General features: G+C 61.8%; 21 protein-coding genes. 16 read left to right on the top strand and 5 right to left on the bottom strand.

What is annotated here, in order from left to right:
- Positions 1-39 precede the first annotated feature (39 nt).
- The 7 genes from GHK62_RS24285 to GHK62_RS24255 all read left to right on the top strand — a co-directional run bounded on the left by GHK62_RS24285 (position 40) and on the right by GHK62_RS24255 (position 5,628).
- Positions 40-873, top strand: a complete 834-nt coding sequence (locus GHK62_RS24285) for an SDR family oxidoreductase (RefSeq protein WP_153441606.1) — start codon at positions 40-42, stop codon at positions 871-873.
- A gap of 23 nt (positions 874-896) precedes the next feature.
- Positions 897-1,100, top strand: coding sequence for a twin transmembrane helix small protein (locus tag GHK62_RS24280; protein WP_153441605.1), 204 nt, complete (start codon positions 897-899; stop codon positions 1,098-1,100).
- A 17-nt stretch (positions 1,101-1,117) separates the two neighbouring features.
- On the top strand, positions 1,118-1,690 hold the full coding sequence (locus GHK62_RS24275) for a cob(I)yrinic acid a,c-diamide adenosyltransferase (RefSeq protein WP_153441604.1): 573 nt from the start codon (positions 1,118-1,120) through the stop codon (positions 1,688-1,690).
- A gap of 30 nt (positions 1,691-1,720) precedes the next feature.
- Positions 1,721-2,512: a rhomboid family intramembrane serine protease gene (locus tag GHK62_RS24270; RefSeq protein WP_153441603.1), complete on the top strand. Its 792-nt coding sequence runs from the start codon at positions 1,721-1,723 to the stop codon at positions 2,510-2,512.
- 290 nt (positions 2,513-2,802) lie between these two features.
- Positions 2,803-3,552 carry an electron transfer flavoprotein subunit beta/FixA family protein gene (locus GHK62_RS24265; protein ID WP_153441602.1) on the top strand — a complete coding sequence of 250 codons (750 nt, stop codon included), beginning with the start codon at positions 2,803-2,805 and terminating at the stop codon, positions 3,550-3,552.
- Between the two features lie 116 nt (positions 3,553-3,668).
- The gene (locus GHK62_RS24260; protein ID WP_153441601.1) at positions 3,669-4,598 is read left to right on the top strand and encodes an electron transfer flavoprotein subunit alpha/FixB family protein; all 930 of its coding nucleotides are present in this window, start codon (positions 3,669-3,671) and stop codon (positions 4,596-4,598) included.
- A gap of 157 nt (positions 4,599-4,755) precedes the next feature.
- On the top strand, positions 4,756-5,628 hold the full coding sequence (locus tag GHK62_RS24255; RefSeq protein ID WP_153441600.1) for a 3-hydroxybutyryl-CoA dehydrogenase: 873 nt from the start codon (positions 4,756-4,758) through the stop codon (positions 5,626-5,628).
- Positions 5,629-5,858: 230 nt separating this feature from the next.
- Here GHK62_RS24255 and tlpA read toward each other — a convergent pair whose 3' ends face one another.
- Positions 5,859-6,554 (bottom strand): thiol:disulfide interchange protein TlpA, encoded by a 696-nt coding sequence (tlpA, locus tag GHK62_RS24250; protein ID WP_153441599.1) that lies wholly within the window; start codon positions 6,552-6,554, stop codon positions 5,859-5,861.
- Between the two features lie 25 nt (positions 6,555-6,579).
- On the opposite strand from tlpA, the gene argH reads away from it, so the two are divergent.
- The 4 genes from argH (at position 6,580) to GHK62_RS24230 (ending at position 12,527) form a co-directional block, all read left to right on the top strand.
- Entirely contained in the window at positions 6,580-7,983 is a 1,404-nt protein-coding gene (gene argH / locus GHK62_RS24245) for an argininosuccinate lyase (protein WP_153441598.1), read from the top strand.
- 192 nt (positions 7,984-8,175) lie between these two features.
- Positions 8,176-8,367 (top strand): LPS translocon maturation chaperone LptM, encoded by a 192-nt coding sequence (gene lptM / locus GHK62_RS24240; protein ID WP_153441597.1) that lies wholly within the window; start codon positions 8,176-8,178, stop codon positions 8,365-8,367.
- 15 nt (positions 8,368-8,382) lie between these two features.
- Positions 8,383-9,651 carry a diaminopimelate decarboxylase gene (gene lysA, locus GHK62_RS24235; RefSeq protein WP_184108570.1) on the top strand — a complete coding sequence of 423 codons (1,269 nt, stop codon included), beginning with the start codon at positions 8,383-8,385 and terminating at the stop codon, positions 9,649-9,651.
- Between the two features lie 248 nt (positions 9,652-9,899).
- On the top strand, positions 9,900-12,527 hold the full coding sequence (locus GHK62_RS24230; RefSeq protein ID WP_153441596.1) for a TIGR02302 family protein: 2,628 nt from the start codon (positions 9,900-9,902) through the stop codon (positions 12,525-12,527).
- 89 nt (positions 12,528-12,616) lie between these two features.
- Here GHK62_RS24230 and GHK62_RS24225 read toward each other — a convergent pair whose 3' ends face one another.
- The 3 genes from GHK62_RS24225 to GHK62_RS24215 all read right to left on the bottom strand — a co-directional run bounded on the left by GHK62_RS24225 (position 12,617) and on the right by GHK62_RS24215 (position 14,547).
- Positions 12,617-12,976, bottom strand: a complete 360-nt coding sequence (locus tag GHK62_RS24225) for a response regulator (protein WP_136508849.1) — start codon at positions 12,974-12,976, stop codon at positions 12,617-12,619.
- Positions 12,977-13,300: 324 nt separating this feature from the next.
- A complete protein-coding gene (gene hpt, locus GHK62_RS24220) occupies positions 13,301-13,846 on the bottom strand; it encodes a hypoxanthine phosphoribosyltransferase (RefSeq protein ID WP_153441595.1) in 546 nt (181 codons plus the stop codon).
- Between the two features lie 68 nt (positions 13,847-13,914).
- Positions 13,915-14,547, bottom strand: coding sequence for a hypothetical protein (locus tag GHK62_RS24215; protein WP_153441594.1), 633 nt, complete (start codon positions 14,545-14,547; stop codon positions 13,915-13,917).
- 234 nt (positions 14,548-14,781) lie between these two features.
- Between GHK62_RS24215 and GHK62_RS33705 the strand changes: the two genes are divergently transcribed.
- The 5 genes from GHK62_RS33705 to GHK62_RS24195 all read left to right on the top strand — a co-directional run bounded on the left by GHK62_RS33705 (position 14,782) and on the right by GHK62_RS24195 (position 18,446).
- Positions 14,782-14,991 carry a hypothetical protein gene (locus GHK62_RS33705; RefSeq protein WP_167528350.1) on the top strand — a complete coding sequence of 70 codons (210 nt, stop codon included), beginning with the start codon at positions 14,782-14,784 and terminating at the stop codon, positions 14,989-14,991.
- Between the two features lie 22 nt (positions 14,992-15,013).
- Positions 15,014-15,637 (top strand): cell division ATP-binding protein FtsE, encoded by a 624-nt coding sequence (gene ftsE, locus GHK62_RS24210; protein WP_234887029.1) that lies wholly within the window; start codon positions 15,014-15,016, stop codon positions 15,635-15,637.
- Positions 15,630-16,634 carry a cell division protein FtsX gene (locus GHK62_RS24205; protein WP_153441592.1) on the top strand — a complete coding sequence of 335 codons (1,005 nt, stop codon included), beginning with the start codon at positions 15,630-15,632 and terminating at the stop codon, positions 16,632-16,634. The genes ftsE and GHK62_RS24205 overlap by 8 nt, the downstream gene beginning before the upstream one ends.
- Positions 16,635-16,828: 194 nt before the next feature.
- Entirely contained in the window at positions 16,829-17,527 is a 699-nt protein-coding gene (locus GHK62_RS24200) for a YdcF family protein (RefSeq protein ID WP_153441623.1), read from the top strand.
- Between the two features lie 136 nt (positions 17,528-17,663).
- Positions 17,664-18,446, top strand: coding sequence for a lysophospholipid acyltransferase family protein (locus tag GHK62_RS24195; protein WP_153441591.1), 783 nt, complete (start codon positions 17,664-17,666; stop codon positions 18,444-18,446).
- Here GHK62_RS24195 and GHK62_RS24190 read toward each other — a convergent pair.
- A complete protein-coding gene (locus tag GHK62_RS24190) occupies positions 18,437-18,991 on the bottom strand; it encodes a gamma-glutamylcyclotransferase (protein WP_153441590.1) in 555 nt (184 codons plus the stop codon). The genes GHK62_RS24195 and GHK62_RS24190 overlap by 10 nt on opposite strands.
- Between the last annotated feature and the right edge of the window lie 242 nt (positions 18,992-19,233).

Raw genomic sequence — 19,233 nt, 5'->3', positions numbered from 1 at the left:
ATGGGAAACGGGGGATGGATTTCTACAGGAATCGACCGGATGCCCGATCGCCCCACAATCATCGTCACAGGCTGCTCTTCCGGCATCGGCGCCTACTGCGCCCGCGCGCTGAAGGCGGACGGCTGGCGCGTCTTCGCGACCGTTCGCCGGCCTGAAGATCAAGGGGAACTGGAGGCCGAAGGCATCGAGATCTTCATCATGGACTACACCAGGCCCGAAACGATCGTCGCGCTGACGGAGGCGGTGATGGCCCGTTCGGGCGGGCGCATCGACGCACTCTTCAACAATGGTGCCTATGGCCAGGCGGGTGCGGTCGAGGACCTGCCGGCCGAGGCACTCAGGCTGCAGCTCGAAACCAATGTCGTCGGCTGGCATGAACTGACACGCCGTGTGATACCGGCGATGCGCGCCCGCGGCCACGGCCGCATCGTCCAATGCTCCTCGATCCTCGGCATCGTCCCCTATCGCTGGCGCGGTGCCTACAACGCCTCGAAGTTCGCCATCGAGGGACTGTCGCTGACCTTGAGGATGGAGCTCGCCGGCAGCGGCGTCTACGTCAGCCTGATCGAGCCCGGGCCGATCGCGTCGAAATTCACGGCCAACGCGATCCCCTATATCGAGCGCTTCATCGATCTCAAGAATTCCGTGCACCGCGAGGAGTATGAGCGGCAGATGCGACGCCTGCGCGGCGAAAGCAAACCAGCACGGGGCAAGCTCGGGCCGGACGCCGTCTATGCTGTTTTGAAACATGCGCTGACGTCACGCAGGCCGAGACCGCACTATATAGTGACAAGACCCGCCAAGCAGGGTGCACTGTTGAAGAAGCTCCTGCCGGCCGCACTATTCTATCGCATCATCGGCCGTCTCGGCTGACCGAAATTGGAGGGATCTGCATCATGTCCACTTTCTTCACCGGCCTGACCCTGCTCGTCATGGGCCTGGTCGTCATCGTTCTGATCCGCGGCCTCTTCAATATGGCGGTCGGCGGCAGCGGCAATACTTCGAACAAGCTGATGCAGGCGCGCATCGTCCTGCAGGCGATCGCCATCGCGCTGATCCTGCTGACGCTTTGGTTCACCGGCGGCGGACGGCCGGGCTGAGAGAGGGCGACGACATCATGGTGAGGCTCAACAAGATATACACCAGAACAGGCGACGACGGCACGACCGGACTTGTTTCCGGCCCACGCCGAGCGAAATGCGACCTGCGCGTCGATGCCTATGGCACGGTCGACGAGGCAAACGCCCTGGTCGGCCTTGCGCGCCTGCATACAGAGGGCATGACCGATCTCGACGCCATGCTGATGCGCATCCAGAACGACCTCTTCGACCTCGGAGCAGACCTTGCAACACCGGATACCGGCGAGACGCTTGACCATGAACCGCTGAGGATCGCAGCCGCCCAGGTCAAAAGGCTCGAAGTTGAGATCGACCGCCTCAATGCCGATCTCGAGCCCTTGCGATCCTTCGTTCTGCCGGCCGGCAGCCCGGCCTCCGCGGCCCTGCACGTTGCCCGCACCGTCGCACGACGCGCCGAACGCCAGATCGTTGCACTTGCGGCCGGCGAGATCGTCAGCCGGGACGCCATCGCCTATATCAATCGACTCTCCGATTTCCTTTTCGTGGCCGCTCGCTGGGCAAATGACAGGGGACGTTCGGATGTGCTTTGGGTTCCGGGCAAGAACAGGTAACGTTCCTCAAGAATCGCGCTCGAGGGCCGCATGTTCATACCGCTTCACGACAGCAACGCACTGAAGCACATCAGCATGCAATACGTGACGATCGCACTGATCGCGACGAACGTCGCGGTCTGGCTGGTTACCGGCCCGATCGCCACGGAGGAATTCGCGAACGCAGCCGTACTCGGGCTCGGCTACATCCCGGCGGTGATCTTCGAGTACGCCGACCTCGATCCATCGCTCGTCATCGTTCCCGATCAATTCACGTTCGTCACCTATTCGTTCCTGCATGGCGACTTCTCGCATCTGGCGATGAACATGCTGTTTCTCTGGGTCTTCGGCGACAATGTCGAGGATGCCCTCGGGCATTTTCGCTTCCTCGTCTTCTACCTGCTGTGCGCTGCCGCGGGCGCGCTTGCGCACGGCCTGCTCGATCCTGCCTCGGAAGCGCCGCTGATCGGCGCCTCCGGCGCCATTTCCGGTGTCGTCGCCGCCTATTTCCTGCTGCATCCGAAGGTGCGCGTGTGGGTTCTCGTCCTTTTCCGCATTCCGCTGCCGCTGCCCGCGGCGATCCCTCTGGCTTTCTGGATCGGCCAGCAATTCTACATGCTGGTGGTTGACCCCGGCAGCGGTGTCTCCTGGAGTGCGCATGTCGGCGGCATTGTTGCGGGACTGCTGCTGGTGGTCGCTTTGCGACGTCGCGGCGTCCCGCTTTTCGATCGCACCATCGTCAGCCCGCGCGCCGTCGAGCATCGTGAGGAGCGTCCGGCGGACGTCGACGTCAGCACGGCGAGCACCCGCAAACCGCCTACTCCGTGGGGGCGCCCAACCTGAGACCTGGAGCGGGCGGAGAATATTTGGGCAGATATGGATCGCAATTTCAATATGTTGATCGTGTCGCGAGCGGCAATATCGGGCCGTTCGACGCCCCTCGCCTCAACTCTTGCCACGCGACTATATGACGTGTACGTAAACGTCATTCGAAATCTCGAGCATATATCGATTTAGCTTCGTGGGCGACGATTGTAATTGGAGAAAAAACGCGTATCGATGTCGCCAACCGACAATCAGGCAGCTCTGTTAAGGGGCATTTTCCTGCGAAAGCTCTTGGAGGGAATGAATCCATGAAAATCCTAGTAACGGTGAAGCGTGTCGTCGACTTTAACGTCAAGATCCGCGTGAAGGCGGATGGCACCGGCGTCGAGCTTGCCAATGTCAAGATGTCGATGAACCCGTTCGACGAGATCTCGGTCGAAGAGGCGCTGCGGCTGAAGGAAGCCGGCAAGGCGAGTGAAGTGGTCGTCGTCTCGGTCGGCCCGGCCAAGGCCGAGGAGACGCTGAGGACGGCGCTCGCCATGGGCGCCGACCGGGCGATCCTGGTCGAGACCGAAGACCAGGTCGAGCCGCTCGCCGTCGCCAAGATCGTCAAGGGTGTGGCCGAGGCCGAACAGCCGGGGCTGATCATCGTCGGCAAGCAGGCGATCGACGACGATTCGAACCAGACCGGCCAGATGCTCTCGGCGCTGTTGGGCTGGGCCCAGGGCACCTTCGCCTCCAAGGTCGAGATCGGCGACGGCAAGGTCAACGTCACCCGCGAAGTCGACGGCGGCCTGCAGACGGTGGAACTGAAGCTGCCGGCAGTGGTCACCACCGATCTCAGGTTGAACGAGCCGCGTTATGCCTCGCTGCCGAACATCATGAAGGCGAAGAAGAAGCCGCTCGACAAGAAGAGCCCGGCCGATTTCGGCGTCGACACGGCGCCGCGGCTGAAGGTGTTGAAGACGGAAGAGCCGTCGGGCCGCAAGGCCGGCGTCAAGGTCAAGTCGGTCGCCGAGCTCGTTGAGAAGCTCAAGAGCGAAGCCGGCGTGCTTTAGTTCATGCGTCCGGAAAGTGGGCACCGGTTTCCGGACAAACGCATGAACCACTTCAGAATCTAGAAGCTCCGATCGGGAACCGATCGTTGAGCTCAAACCGAAAGGGAGATCTCACCATGGCCATTCTGCTTCTGGCTGACCACGACAATGCCAATCTTTCCGACCAGACCGCCAAGGCGCTGACGGCGGCAACGAAGATCGGCGGCGACGTTCACATTCTCGTTGCCGGTTCGGGCGCCAAGGCGGTCGCCGAACAGGCGGCGAAGCTTGCCGGTGTTGCCAAGGTGCTCGTCGCCGACGACGCTAGCCTCGCCAACAGTCTCGCCGAGCCGCTCGCCGCCACAATCGTCTCGCTTGCCGGCGGCCACGACACCATTGTTGCCGCCGCCACCTCGGTCGGCAAGAACGTCATGCCGCGGGTTGCCGCGCTGCTCGACGTCGCCCAGGTGTCGGAGATCATCGAGGTGGTGTCCAGTGACACGTTCAAGCGGCCGATCTATGCCGGCAATGCCATCCAGACGGTGCAGACGAGCGAAGCGAAAAAGGTGATCACCGTGCGCACCGCCGCCTTCGCCTCGGCGCCGGCAGGCGGCTCGGCCGCGATCGAGACGGTCTCGGCCGCCGCCAATCCCGGTCTTTCGAGCCATGTTGCCGATGCGCTGTCGTCGTCGGACCGGCCGGAACTGACCTCGGCGAAGATCATCATCTCCGGCGGCCGGGCGCTCGGCTCGTCGGAAAAGTTCAAGGAAGTGATCCTGCCGGTTGCCGACAAGCTCGGTGCCGCCGTCGGCGCCTCGCGTGCCGCCGTCGATGCCGGTTATGCCCCGAACGACTGGCAGGTCGGCCAGACCGGCAAGGTGGTCGCCCCCGACCTCTACATCGCCTGCGGCATCTCCGGTGCCATCCAGCATCTCGCCGGCATGAAGGATTCCAAGGTGATCGTCGCGATCAACAAGGACGAGGAAGCGCCGATCTTCCAGGTCGCCGACTACGGCCTCGTCGCCGACCTCTTCGATGTTCTGCCGGAACTCGAAAAGGCGCTGTAACCATGCGTAAATCCCGTTTGCTTCCGGCATGAAAAAGGCTGGAAAAAGCGCGGACTTGGCATTAACAATCGTACCGGGCCGGCGCCATCGGCCCGGTATTTTTGTTTCTGCGGCTGCAAAGCTGCGGAAAGTCTCTTGAGGATGGATGTTCGCTTCGATGATCAAGACGGTCGGAATCATTGGCGCTGGTCAGATGGGCTGCGGCATTGCCCACGTTTCGGCAGCCGCCGGATACAAGGTGCAGCTCTATGATCTCGCTGCGGACCGCATCGAGGCCGGGCTTGCGACCATCAACGGCAATCTCGCCCGTCAGGTCTCCTCCGGCAAGATGACCGACGAGGACCGCAAGAAGGCGCTTTCCCTGATCAAGGGCTCCGCCGACATCAATGATCTCTCGCAGGCCGACCTCGTCATTGAGGCGGTGACGGAAGACGAAACCGTCAAGCGCAAGATCTACGGCCAGGTTTGCCCGATCATGAAGCCGGAGGCGATTCTCGCAACCAACACCTCTTCGCTGTCGATCACGCGGCTTGCATCCGCGACCGACCGGCCGGAACATTTCATGGGCATCCATTTCATGAACCCGGTTCCGGTGATGAAGCTGGTGGAACTGGTGCGCGGCATTGCGACCGATGAAGAGACCTTCAAGACGGCGAAGGAGTTCGTTGCTCATCTCGACAAGACCGTCACCGTCGCCGAGGATTTCCCCGCCTTCATCGTCAACCGCATCCTGCTGCCGATGATCAACGAGGCGATCTACACCCTCTACGAGGGCGTCGGCACCGTGGATGCCATCGATACGGCGATGAAACTCGGTGCAAACCATCCTATGGGACCGCTGCAGCTGGCCGACTTCATCGGCCTCGACACCTGCCTCTCGATCATGCAGGTGCTGCATGACGGCTTGGCCGATTCGAAGTACCGCCCCTGTCCGCTGCTGGTCAAATATGTCGAGGCTGGCTGGCTCGGCCGCAAATCCGGCCGCGGCTTCTACGACTATCGCGGCGACGTTCCGATTCCGACGCGCTGAGCCTTTTTGGTCCACATGCCTCTGGCCTGCCGGCCATCTCCCCCACAAGGGGGGAGAATAGATGCGGCCCGCCCGTCACTCCCAGCGAAGCATTCTGCTTGCGGCAGCGTAGCGAACGTAGCGAGGCGAAGCCGCTTGTTTTCTGCCCCCTTGTGGGGGAGATGGCCGGCAGGCCAGAGGGGGTAGTCCGGTGCGACTCCGTCGATGCAGCGCGCTTTGAAGCGCTAATCTCAAGTGCCCGCAGGCGACTTCAGCGCCGCCTGGATAAGCCTCTTCGCATCTTCGCTGTCCCAGGCGGCCGGACCGTTCATCGATCCGATCAGGCAGCCCTTCTCGTCGAGAAGCAGTGTCGCAGGAAGACCGAAGGCGAGGCCCTCCTTCTTGAGCGTATTAAACACGCCCATCGATGCATCCCGGTAGTAGCCGAGTTCGTGAACCCCGATCTCATCGAGGAAGGCCTTCGGCTTTTCGTCGTCGCCGGCATCGATGTTGATCGCGACGACCGAGAAGCGGTCGCCACCGAGCGCTTTCTGCAGTCCGTTCAGCGCCGGCATCTCTTCCCGGCAGGGCACGCACCAGGTCGCCCAAAGGTTGACGAGGACGGTCTTGCCGGCAAAGGCGGCAAGCGTCAGCGGTTTGCCATCGGGGCCGTTAAAATTGAGATCACGGATCGGACGCGGGTCGTCCGCCGGCGTCATGGCGGCGACCTGGCCCTTCATGAACGGGGTCAGCGAGGCGACTTTTTCCTTGATTTGCGGGCAGCTCCCGCCATCAGCCGTTTGCGTCGCCACGCGGTCGCCGGATCCTGTGGCATTGCCAGACCCCGTCTCCTTCACGTATACCGCAGCCGCGCCGACGATTACGCCGAAAAGGGCGGCGAGCGCGATCAAACGGACGGCCAGGGGATTTTTTTTCTGGTCTGGCATTTCATTCTCCAAGGCGGGCATCCTCATGGCTGACGGCAGTTCCGAGACGAAATCCTCCAACCAGATGTGGGGCGGGCGCTTTGCCTCTGGCCCGGATGCGATCATGGAGGAGATAAACGCCTCGATCGGCTTCGACAAGAAGCTCTACGCACAGGACATCCGCGGCTCAATAGCGCATGCGACCATGCTGGCGCATCAAGGCATCATTTCTGCCGAAGACAAAGACAAGATCGTTCACGGGCTTAACACGATCCTGTCAGAGATCGAAAGCGGTGCGTTCGAGTTCTCGCGGCGCCTGGAAGACATTCACATGAATGTCGAGGCGCGGCTGGCGACCCTGATCGGGCCCGCTGCCGGCCGGCTGCACACGGCACGCTCGCGCAACGACCAGGTCGCGCTCGACTTCCGCCTGTGGGTCAAGGAAGAACTGCAAAAAACCGAAAAGGCACTGACCGCGCTGATCGCCGCCTTCCTGGATCGCGCCGAAGAGCATGCCGACACGGTCATGCCGGGCTTCACGCACCTGCAAACGGCGCAGCCGGTCACCTTCGGCCATCATTGCATGGCCTATGTCGAAATGTTCGGCCGCGACCGCTCGCGCGTCCGCCATGCGATCGAGCACATGGATGAAAGCCCGATCGGCGCTGCGGCCCTGGCGGGCACGGGCTTTCCGATCGACCGGCACATGACGGCAAAGGCGCTTGGCTTCCGCGAGCCGACCCGCAATTCGATCGACACCGTCTCCGATCGCGACTTCGCACTGGAGTTCCTTTCGATCGCCTCGATCGCGGCGACCCACCTGTCGCGCCTTGCCGAAGAGATCGTCATCTGGTCGACGCCGCAATTCGGCTTCATCCGTCTGTCGGACGCGTTCTCGACCGGCTCGTCGATCATGCCGCAGAAGAAGAACCCCGACGCGGCCGAGCTCGTGCGCGCCAAGACGGGCCGCATCAACGGCTCGCTGATTGCACTGCTGACCGTGATGAAGGGCCTGCCCCTCGCCTATTCGAAGGACATGCAGGAGGACAAGGAGCAAGTCTTCGACGCCGCCGAAAGCCTCGAACTGGCAATCGCCGCGATGACCGGCATGGTGCGCGACATGACCGTGCGCGCCGATCGAATGAAAGCTGCCGCCGGCTCCGGCTATTCGACCGCGACCGACCTTGCCGACTGGCTGGTCCGGGAAGCAGGTCTGCCCTTCCGCGACGCTCACCATGTAACCGGCCGCGCCGTGGCGCTTGCCGAACAGAAGGGCTGCGACCTCGCCGATCTGTCGCTCGCCGACTTGCAGTCGATCAATCCGGCGATCACCGAGAAGGTCTTCGACGTACTGACCGTCGAGGCCTCGGTCGCGAGCCGCACCAGCTTCGGTGGCACCGCGCCTGCCGAAGTGCGCAAGCAGATCGCCTGGTGGCGGGCCCGCAACTAGGACAACGACGTGCATGCAAGCAAAGACCGAAAGCGTGTCGCCGCGCTGCCATTGTGTGCGCCATGCGTTGGGCAGCGCAGAAAGAGGGTGCACAAGGCCCTGAAAAATCGATAAGACATCGCACCAGAGCGGGAGAGAAAGACCCGCCCGCTCCAACTCACTCGGCTCCCGTTTCGGCAAAGGATAATGACGATGACATTGACGAAGTCAGCCCGGCTTGCGCTTGTGCTCGCTATCTCCGGGCTGGTTCTCATCGGTTGTGGGCGTAAGGGCGATCTCGACCGACCGGGCGCCACCACGCTCAACACCAAAGCGCCGGCGGGAACCGTCGAAGAGAAGGATACGGTAGAGGACCGGCCCTTCCTGCTTGATCCCCTCCTCTGAACCGAGCAAAGCCCCGTGAACCATTTCCAATACCGCGACGGAATTCTTTATGCCGAAGACGTCCCCGTAACGGACATCGCAAGAGCCGTCGGAACACCCTTCTATTGCTATTCCACCGCAACGCTGGAACGCCATTACCGGGTCTTCGCGCAAGCCTTTGCCGATGTTGATGCCATGGTCTGCTACGCGATGAAGGCCAATTCGAACCAGGCCGTGCTGAAGACGCTGGCCCGGCTTGGCGCGGGGGTTGATGTGGTTTCCGAGGGTGAACTCCGTCGCGCGCTTGCCGCCGGGGTGCCGGCGGACCGGATCATGTTTTCCGGCGTCGGCAAGACGGCGCGCGAGATGGACTTCGCGATCGAGGCGGGCATCTATTGCTTTAATGTCGAATCCGAGCCGGAGCTGGAGGTCCTGAACCAACGGGCACTACGGGCCGGCAAGCAGGCGCATGTTTCCTTCCGCATCAATCCGGACGTTGATGCCCGCACGCATGCGAAGATTTCGACCGGCAAGAAGGAGAACAAGTTCGGTATTTCCTGGGAGCGGGCGCGCAGCGTCTATGCCCACGCCGCCACCCTGCCTGGCATCAAGGTCACCGGCATCGACATGCATATCGGCAGCCAGATCACCGAGTTGCAGCCGTTCGACGATGCCTTCAAGCTGCTGCGCGAACTCGTCGATACCCTCAGGTCGGATGGCCATGCGATCGACCACGTCGATATCGGCGGAGGTCTCGGCATTCCCTACAGGGACGACAACAATCCGCCGCCGTTGCCCGATGCCTATGCCGACATCGTCAAGAACCAGCTCAAGGGCCTCAACTGCCGCATCGTCACCGAACCCGGTCGGCTGATCGTCGGCAACGCCGGCATTCTTGTTACCGAAGTGATCTACGTGAAGGATGGCGGCGACAAGACCTTCGTCATCGTCGACGGCGCGATGAACGACCTGATCCGCCCGACCCTCTACGAGGCATATCACGAAATCCGGCCGGTGAAGATTTCCGCCGCCAATGCACCGCGCATCAAGGCCGACGTGGTTGGCCCTGTTTGCGAAACCGGTGACTACCTGGCGCTCGATCGCGAGATGGCGATGCCGAAACCGGGCGATCTGTTCGCAATCGGCTCGGCCGGTGCTTACGGAGCGGTGCAGTCGGGAACCTACAACAGCCGCCTGCTCGTGCCGGAAGTGCTCGTCAAGGGCGACCGCTTCCACGTCGTGCGCCCACGCCAGGACTATGACCGCCTGATCGGCCTCGACTCGGTGCCGGACTGGCTCGACTGAGCCGCATCGTTCGGCTTCTGGCCAGGATGTCGCAGGGCCGTGCGGCGATCACGATTTGTTGTCGCCCTCGTCTTCGCCACAAACGGTGTTATCCTGCGTTGCAAGGATCACTACGCGCCGTGCGTCTGTTCAGACACGCAAGAACGCTGTAGCACTTTGAATTGCTGCATGTTTTATCCTTGATCGGCTGGGATTTGAGCATACATGCAGAAGAACGACCATGAGCGACCGAAAGGGAACTTGGGCGGATGACGCAATTCCGGCGGGATGACACGCCACAACCGAAGCCCTTCGCCAGGATGCTGGCGACAAAGAGGTTTTTCGCCCGCTTGGTCCTTTTCGCGGAGCAGGTTCTGCCCCGCGCGCTGTTGCCTGCGTCGATCGTTCTCCTGTTCCTCTCCGCAGGCTGGCTCGGTTTCTTCCGCGTCGCGCCGTTGTGGCTGCACGCCGCAATCCTTCTCGTCTTCCTCGCAGGATTGTTCTTCTCGCTCCTGCCGCTGACCCGGGTCCGCTGGCCGGAAAACACTGATGCCGACCGGATGCTTGAAGACCGCAACGAGCTGCCCCATCAGGCGATCCGCGTCCAGGACGACACGCCGGCAACAGAGGGAGCATTCGGGGCGGCGCTGTGGCGCGAGCACCAGGTGCGCATGGCCAAACTGGTCCGTGCATTGGACACCGGCCTTCCGCGTCCCGATATCGCGCGGCACGACCCCTGGGCACTGAGAGCGGTCCCCGTGTTGCTCGCCTGCCTTGCATTTGCCTATTCCTATTCGAACCGCGCGGGGTTGGTAACGGACGCTTTCCGACTGCCCCAGCAGACGGCTGTGGCGGCGGACATCCGCATCGACGCCTGGGTGACGCCGCCGGCCTACACGGGCCGGGCACCGATTTTCCTGACCGGCCGGCATGACACGGCTTCAGCTCAAGAGCAGGCTCCGGCTCCTGACAAAGCCCTCATCACCGTGCCGCAGTTCAGCGATTTGACGGTCAGGATAACCGGTGCCGGACCGGAGACACGCGTGAGCTATGCCGAAACCGCTGGAACCGGACCGGTGGTCATTCCCGCTGCCGCGGACAAAGCGAAGTCGGAACCAAAGACGGAACCGCAGGAAGCGGTGCAGGCGCGGAATGACGTCCGCAACCATCTCTACAAGATAACCAAGGACGGAACGCTTTCAGTCGGCGGGCAAAGCTGGAACTTCAAGATCACGCCGGACAGCGTCCCCGACATCGCTTTCGATGGGCCCCCGCGCCCGACCGCGAATGCGTCGCTCGAAATAAGTTTCCTTGGGCATGACGACTACGGCATCTCGCAGGCCTGGGCTGAAATCAAGCCGTTGGACGAGCCGCCCGGCGCCCGGTCGCTTTACCCCCCGCCCGAGTATCGCCTCGACCTGCCGCGCCGCAATGCCCGCGAGGCCAAGGGGACCACGAGCCGGAACCTTAGCGAGGATCCGCTCGCCGGAAAGCGTGTGCGCATCACCCTGGTCGCCCGCGATGCCGCCGGTCAAGAAGGCCGAAGCGTGCCGCAGGACATCATCCTTCCGGCACGCCAGTTCTTCGAACCGCTCGCTGCTGCCGTTGCCGAGCAAAGGCAGGTCTTCGCGCTTAACGTCAACGACCTGCCACGCGCGATCGATCTCAACGACGCACTGACGCTCTACGCGGAGGAGACGATCCCGAACCTTACGCATTTCCTGCTGATCCAGTCGGCACGCACGCGCATGGCGCTCGCGCGCAACGACGACATGCTCAGGGACGCGGCTGATCATCTCTGGGAGATTGCCCTCGGCATCGAGGACGGCGACCTGTCGCTCGCCGAACGGAGGCTGCGCGACGCTCAGCAGAAGCTTTCCGATGCACTCGACCGCAATGCGTCCGACGAGGAAATCGCCAAGCTGATGCAGGAATTGCGCCAGGCGATGCAGGAATACATGCAGCAACTTGCCGAGCAAGCCGCAAAAAACCCGCGCATGGCGATCAACCCCAACCAGAACAACGTGCTGCGCCAGCAAGACCTGCAAAAGATGATGGACCAGATTGAAAATCTGGCCCGGTCCGGCTCGCGCGACGAGGCGCGCCAACTCCTGTCTGAACTGCAGAGAATGATGAACAACCTGCAGGCCGGGCGCATGCAGCAGATGGGCGAGCAGAACGACGCGATGCGCCAGCAGATGGACAAGCTCGGTCAGTTGATGCAGCAGCAGCAACAGTTGATGGACGAGACCTTCAAACTTGACCAGGCGCTCCGCGACCGGATGCAACGTGGCGATCCGCTACAGGGCGAAGACAACGAGCTTTTCGGTCAGGACATGCCGCAGGATCCCGGGCAGCAAAGCGATCCCAACGGCAAGCCCAACCCGCTCGACGACAAGACTGCCGAACAGTTGAAGGAAGCCTTGAAGCAACTGCGGCAGCAGCAGGAAGGGCTTGGCAAGCAGCTCGGGGAACTGCAGAAAGGCCTCGAGCAGCTTGGCGTTAAGCCCGGCAAGGGCTTCGGCCAAGCACAGCGCGAGATGAAGGGAGCGGCCGACGCGCTTGGCGAGGGCGAGGGCGAACAGGCTGTCGGCAGTCAGGGCCGGGCGTTGCAGGCCTTGCGCGAAGGCGCACAGGACATGATGAACCAGATGCAGGCCCAAGGGCAGCAGGGTCCCGGACAGGGCGTTCCCCAATACGGTCAGAATGGACGGGACCCGCTCGGCCGTCGTCAGCAGAATGTCGGCCCTGACTTCGGCGACCAGGTCAAGGTTCCGGACGAAATCGATACCCAGCGCGCCCGCGAAATCCTCGACGCGATCCGCCGCAAGCTCGGCGACAGCCTGTCTCCGGAGGCCGAGCGGCAATATCTCGAACGCCTGCTCGATATGCGCTGACCGCCGCATAATTCCTTCGGTGGTATAGAAGGATGCATGTGACCGGCCATCGCCGGCAAGCGGCGACGGCCCTAAATCGGAAATGGCTGTCAGGCGACGAGCGCCAGGGCGACTGCCTTGCGAATATCGGGCAGCGAGAACGGCTTGGAAATGACATCGACAACCTTGCCCGAGAGATCGTCCGCGCGTTCGCGCTGTTCCGCATAGCCGGTCATGAGCAGGATCTTGAGCGCGGGAAACGCGGCGGAGGCCTGATGCGCCAATTCGATGCCGTCCATCACCGGCATGCGGATATCGGACAAGAGCAGATCAAAGGCCTGGCTTTGCAGGCAGGCGAGGCCGTCGGCTCCATCGCCCGCCTCGACAGTTTCATGTCCATCGAGTCGCAATGCGCGCGCCACAAATGAGCGCAAGGCATCCTCATCCTCGGTAATCAGGATTCTCGCCATCATGGCCTCCCGTCTTCGCTCCCATTGAGCGCCATGCGTCCCTTGGACTTACAAAGGACGCTCATCTCGTTGAACTCGAGCATCATGCCTTCTGAAACCGCTGCCGATTTCGAGCATATGCCGACGCCACGCTTCGACATGCCGAAGCCGTGACGCCCCTCCAAACAACCAGCTTTTCGTTTGCTTTCGGTAAACGCCGCAGCGTCGATTTTCAGAAAAGGCGGCGCATCACACCTTGGGCCGGTCCCGATCCAAGGACAAAGTCATGTAGAAAATCAAACAGCGACCTATGCGCGTCTAACTAGACGCGCGCCGCTGCAGGTATCACTCAGCATCACCCGTGACGACGCCGACGAATGGCAGTTCGCGGAAGGCGTAGGCGACGTCCATGCCGTAACCGACGACGAAATGGTCCGGACATTCGAAGCCGACGTAATCGGCCTCCAGATCGACCCGACGCTTCATCCGCTTGTCCAAAAGGACGGCGATCGTGACATTTCGCGCGCCGCGCTCCAAAAGCAGGTCCTTGGCGAAACGCAACGTCCCGCCGGATTCGAGAATGTCATCGATCAGCAGGACATCGCGACCGTGCACGTCGCTATCGATATCCTTGGTTATCTTCACGCCCTTGGATTCGGTTCCCGTGCCGTAGCTCGATAGCGTGATGAATTCGACCTCCGGCGCGAGACCGGCGTCATGCATGGCGCGGATGAGATCGGCCGCAAAAATGAACGAGCCTTTCAATATCGAAATGACCAGCAGATCCTTGTGGGGCCCACGAACGATCGCATCCGCCAGTTCGTGATTGCGGGCAGCGATCGTCTCGGCGCTGTACAGGACTTCGATATTCTTGCCGCGGACGACGGGCATGCGGGACTCTCCAGCACTTCATTGCGGAAGACAGGGAGTGGCTTCCTTTCAAGCGCCGCTTAGCACAATCAGAGCCGAGAAACACTGTTTTCGGCGAAAGAAACCGTGACGTCCGGCATTTTTCCGCCCGCGTAGGGAAGGCGGGCAGCGAAATGACGACTCTCGCCGGGTGCAATCGACGCACCGTCGGGCATCAACCGCGTTGCCGTCACCTTGTGCCCGTTGCTCCTGACATCGACCACGACAAGCGGCAGACGTTGTTCCGTGCCGGAGCGGTTGTCTATGCTTCCGTAGACCGAAAGCACCTGCATGCCACCGGCATAGTCGAACGATGCCCTGACGCCTCCGATCGACAGAGGTTGGGTGTCCGCCTGTCCTTCGCTGAAAAGGCCTGCGATCAGAAGGAACACCCCGAGGCCCAACCCGCTGACCAGCCCGGCGAATTGGCGGGCCGGCATGCCGCGCAACCTGGCCTCGACGATCGTCAAAACCTGCCGAGTGGGCTTTCCGCGCCTGGCGAGCGCGGCTTTCCGGTTGACGTTGAAGACCGGATAAGGGCTGGGCCGCGCGGTGGTGGCAATAGTCTCGAATTCGGCGTCGACATAATCGAGCATTCTGGCTGTGGCGCCACTCGGACGCGCCTCCCGTTCCGGCGGAAGCAGATCGACGTGGGCGGTCGTTCTTGAGCGAAATGCCTGCATGGGTTCCCCCTGATGCATGTCGCCCAAAAGTGTGCAGCGGTTTTGGACAACGACATGCATGAAAACAAAGAACTAAAGCGCGTCGCATAAGGCCGTTTGAATGCGACCCGCTTTGGATCGCTCCGTCGCTCCTCCCGAAGCAACGTGCGGCACCGTACGGCAGCGCGACCGGCGGCAGCCTTGAGCGGAGCTTGCGGGCAATGCCTGTAACCGGCCTGTGCAAGAAACAGGGCATTGCATCAAATCCTGACGACACGTAAACCGAAATGGTTAATGTTTCGGAAAGAAGCCGTGAAAGCGACGCCTTTTCATGGAAAGTTAACCGCCGTGCCGCACACGGATTTTACTCTGGCGGAATTGCTGTCCTCTGCGCGGACGATCGGCTTGGCGGCGGATGTCGAAGGTCGTGACGAGAAACTGGGCTGGCCCATTGATTCACTTTGAGAACGTCGGATTGCGCTATGGCATGGGACCGGAAATCCTCCGGGACCTGACATTCGACATCCCACGCCGGTCGTTTCAGTTTCTCACCGGACCGTCGGGCGCCGGCAAGACGACCCTGCTGCGGTTGCTCTTCCTGTCGCTGCAGCCGACACGCGGGTTGATCCGCATGTTCGATCGCAACATATCCTCCATCCCGAGAGACGAATTCCCGATGCTGCGCCGGCGCGTCGGCATCGTCTTTCAGGACTTCCGCCTGCTTGACCATCTGACAACCTACGAGAACGTCGCCCTGCCACTCAGAGTGCGGGGCAAGGAGGAGGCAAGCTATCGCGCGGACGTGCTCGAACTTCTAAAATGGGTCGGCCTCGGCGAGCGTATCAACGTGCTGCCGCCGGTGCTTTCGGGTGGCGAGAAACAACGCGCGGCGATCGCCCGGGCTCTGATCGACCGGCCGGAGATCCTGCTCGCCGACGAGCCGACGGGTAACGTCGATCCGCCGATGGCGCGCCGCTTGCTGAACCTCTTCCTCGAGCTCAACCGGCTCGGAACGGCGGTGGTGATCGCCACCCACGACCTGTCCTTGATGGATCAGGTCGAAGCCCGGCGCATGATCCTGTCACAGGGGCGGCTCGACATCTATGAATGAGAACAGCGTCCCCCGCCGCGAACCCGAACAGCAGCCGCGCCGCACCGAAATGCGCGTGCGCCCGACCGGTCCGATCGTGCCTTCGGCCAATGTTTCCGGTCACGCGCTGATGTGCGTCATCGCGATCATGTCCTTCCTCGCCTGCCTGACGCTCGGCGGGGTCAGCATGGTACGGGCGACGGCGCAAAGCTGGCAGTCCCAGATCTCGCGGGAAATCACCATCCAGATCAAGCCTGACGACAATCTCGACATGGAAAAGGCGCTCGCCGACGCGCGCGACCTGGCGCTGACCTTCAGCGGCACGACCGGCGGGAACATCATCGATCGGGCCGCTACGGCACGGCTCCTCGAGCCGTGGCTCGGCGAGGGTCTCGATCTCGACGAACTGCCTGTGCCGCGACTGATCGTCATTACCATCGACGAGAACAACCCGCCCGACTTCGCCGCCATGCGCAAGGCGCTGACGGAAACGATTCCGCAGGCCTTTCTCGATGATCACCGCACCTGGGTCGACCGTCTTGTGGCTATGGCCAATACCACTGCGATGATCGGGAGCGGCGTCCTCGCGCTGGTTTTCTCGGCCATGGTGCTCACCGTCGTCTTCGCGACCCGCGGTGCCTTGTCCGGCAACCGTCACATTGTCGAGGTGCTGCATTTCGTCGGTGCGGAGGCGGGTTTCGTGGCCTCCGAGTTCCAGAAGCACTTCCTGCGGATCAGCCTGAAAGGCGCCGGGACCGGCGGCCTGCTGGCTGCGCTTTCCTTCGCCCTGGCCAGTTTCTGGCAGTCGCAGACGCTTGCCACCCCCGAGTCGGACCAGGCTACCGCCCTGTTTGGCCGATTTGCCATCGGTTACGCCGGTTATCTTGGCATATTCGCGATCATAATCGTCATCGCCCTGCTGACGACTCTGACGGCGCGCCTTACAGTCATGCGAACGATCTACGAAATAGATCTCATCCGGTCGGATCCTGGCCGGACGGACACCTTTCAAAGCTGACAGCCATGAACCGCGTTCACTCCATCTATTCCCTGCCGCATTCTGCGGCTACTGGATGATTCCCAAATCGGAATCGATTTAGGGAAAAAATCATGCAGCAATTCAAAGTGCTACAGCGACCTTTGCGTGCGATTGGACGCGCGGCGCTGTAAGTGAAGAGAATCATGATGGTGCGAGAATTGGGCGAGAGCGAAATGGCCGGGAGGGGCAGTTGGCGGGAGAGAGCCGTGCGCCGCCGCCGGTCCCGCAGCCTGCTGCGCAAAATCCTGCGCCGGACATTTTTCGTGCTGCTTCTCTTCCTTGCCGTTTTCATCGCCGGCTTCCTGCAGTTTGCGGACACCGTCGCCTCACTGCAGCCGCCGGCTCATCCGAGGGCCGACGCGATCGTCGTCCTGACGGGCGGCTTCCAGCGGATCGATCAGGCGGTGGATCTTCTGAAGTCAGGATCAGGCAAGCGGCTGCTGATCTCAGGCGTCCATCCGGCGACGACGGGCACCCAGATACGCCGTAACACGCAGAGTTCGGCCGATCTCTTCAAGTGCTGCGTCGACATCGGGCATGAAGCAATCGACACGATCGGCAACGCCACCGAGGCTGCGCAGTGGATCCGCAATCGCGGCTACAAGACCGTGCTCGTCGTCACCAACAATTACCATATGCCGCGCAGCCTTCTGGAGTTGCGCCGCGCCAAGCCCGACACGGAGTTCATCGCCTATCCGGTCGTCAATTCCGATCTGAAGACGACCAACTGGCTGCGTAACCCGCGCGTGCTGAAGGCCATCCTGCTCGAATATGGCAAATATTCCGTCGCCTCCATGCTCGACATGATGGGCGCACGTCCGACGAATGGCCTCAGGGTACTTTCGTCTCGGGCGACCCCGGCCGAAGAATAGCGCCGAGTGCCACGACGACTTTGCGCTGGTAAACGCGTGCCGAGCCGTCGCGGCGGTTTTCCTCGACGGCATATTCGTGTAGGCAGCGGAGTGCTATCCCGCCACTAACGCCCTGCACTGCATCGAGAGCCACCTGATGATCATACTGCGTTCGATCCTTTTCAACCTGGTCTTCTATGCCAATCTGATCGTGCAGATGATCGTGTTGACGCCGATCTATTTCATTCTCCCCCGCAAGAAAGCCTGGTTCGTGCCGAAGAACTGGGTGCGCAGCAATCACTGGCTTCTGGAGAAGATCGTCGGCACAACGTTCGAAATCGAAGGTTTGGAAAATATTCCGCAAGGGCCTTATATCTTCGCGCCCAAGCATCAGTCCTTCTGGGATGCCTATGCGCTCCTGCCTTGGCTCGACGACCCGTTCTACATCCTCAAGCGCGAGCTCACCTGGATACCGCTGTTCGGCTGGTACATCATCAAGCAGCGCATGGTGCCGGTAAACCGCGCGGCGCGCGGCAAGGCGATGACCGACGTCATGGAGCGGACCAAGAACGAGATGGCGACCGGGCGGCAGTTGATCATCTACCCGGAAGGCACGCGTCGTCCCCCGGGGGCTCCGCCCGAATACAAATACGGCATCGCCCGCCTCTACCGTGATCTGAAAGTTCCGGTGGTGCCCGTTGCCATGCATCCCGGCCTCTTCTGGCCGCGGCGCAAGTTCCTGCGCTTCCCCGGTCATTTCAAGGTGCGCGTCCTGCCGCCGGTCGAGGCCGGGATGGATCCGGATGCGTTCCTCAAGAAGCTGATCGAGGTAACCGAGGCCGCAAGCGATGAGTTGCTTGTCGAGACCGCCAAGGCCAATCCGCAGCTGCCGTTGCCGGAGACGGCAAAGCAGCGGCTGCGCGAACTCGGTCAGGCTTGAACTGCGACCGCGCCCGTCGCGGTCAATCTTGCAACGACGTCCTCCAGCCACTGGTCGCGGATACCCATTTCCTGGAGATGCGCGAGCGTGTTGAGCACGTATTCGATGTTCGGCCCGGATTTGCCGGAGGCGGTCGCAACAGTTTCTGCCGCTTCCGCCGCGCTGAGTGCTCCGGCATATTGGGCGTGGCCGCGGTCGATCACATAGGCAAGTGCCGGCACGCGGCGTCCGTCGGCAAGCTGGACCGGCATGGTCCGCTCTCTGTAGACATGGGTTACAAGTTCACGCTCGCGCAGATAGTCGATCACGTCGGCTTTTTCGCTTCCCGGAACACGGAATGCGGTGCCGATGCAGGAGCCGCCATAGTCAAGGCCGAGCACGAGACCGGGCCGCTGCTCCGTGCCGCGATGCACCCATGAACGCACGCACAGCGAACGTCGGTAGCCGAAGGCGCGCGCCGTCGACTTCTCTTCAAAACGGAAACCCGGGTTCCACATCAACGACCCGTAGCCAAAGACCCAAAATTCGTCCATATCAACTGCCATTTAATCCATGCCGCCTGCCACGTGTTGAACCATTCGCGAGCGCTGTCGTGATCGATCAAGCCGAAACTATTTCGGCACACGGAAGGGGAGGCCGGCAACCATACACAGGAATGAAAAATAGTTTGCAGGATCGGCAACCGCCACCCGGAACGGAATGAGAAAGAATGCCAGGTCGTTTTTCCATCCCTTCCGCCTTCGATCAATGGTCCGATGGGGGCCCGGCCACAGCAGCAATTGGAGTA

This window comes from Sinorhizobium terangae (assembly GCF_009601505.1).
Classification (GTDB): Bacteria; Pseudomonadota; Alphaproteobacteria; order Rhizobiales; family Rhizobiaceae; genus Sinorhizobium; species Sinorhizobium terangae.
The sequence above is the reverse complement of the archived record's forward strand: the minus strand, read 5'-3'. Positions and strand labels throughout refer to the sequence as shown.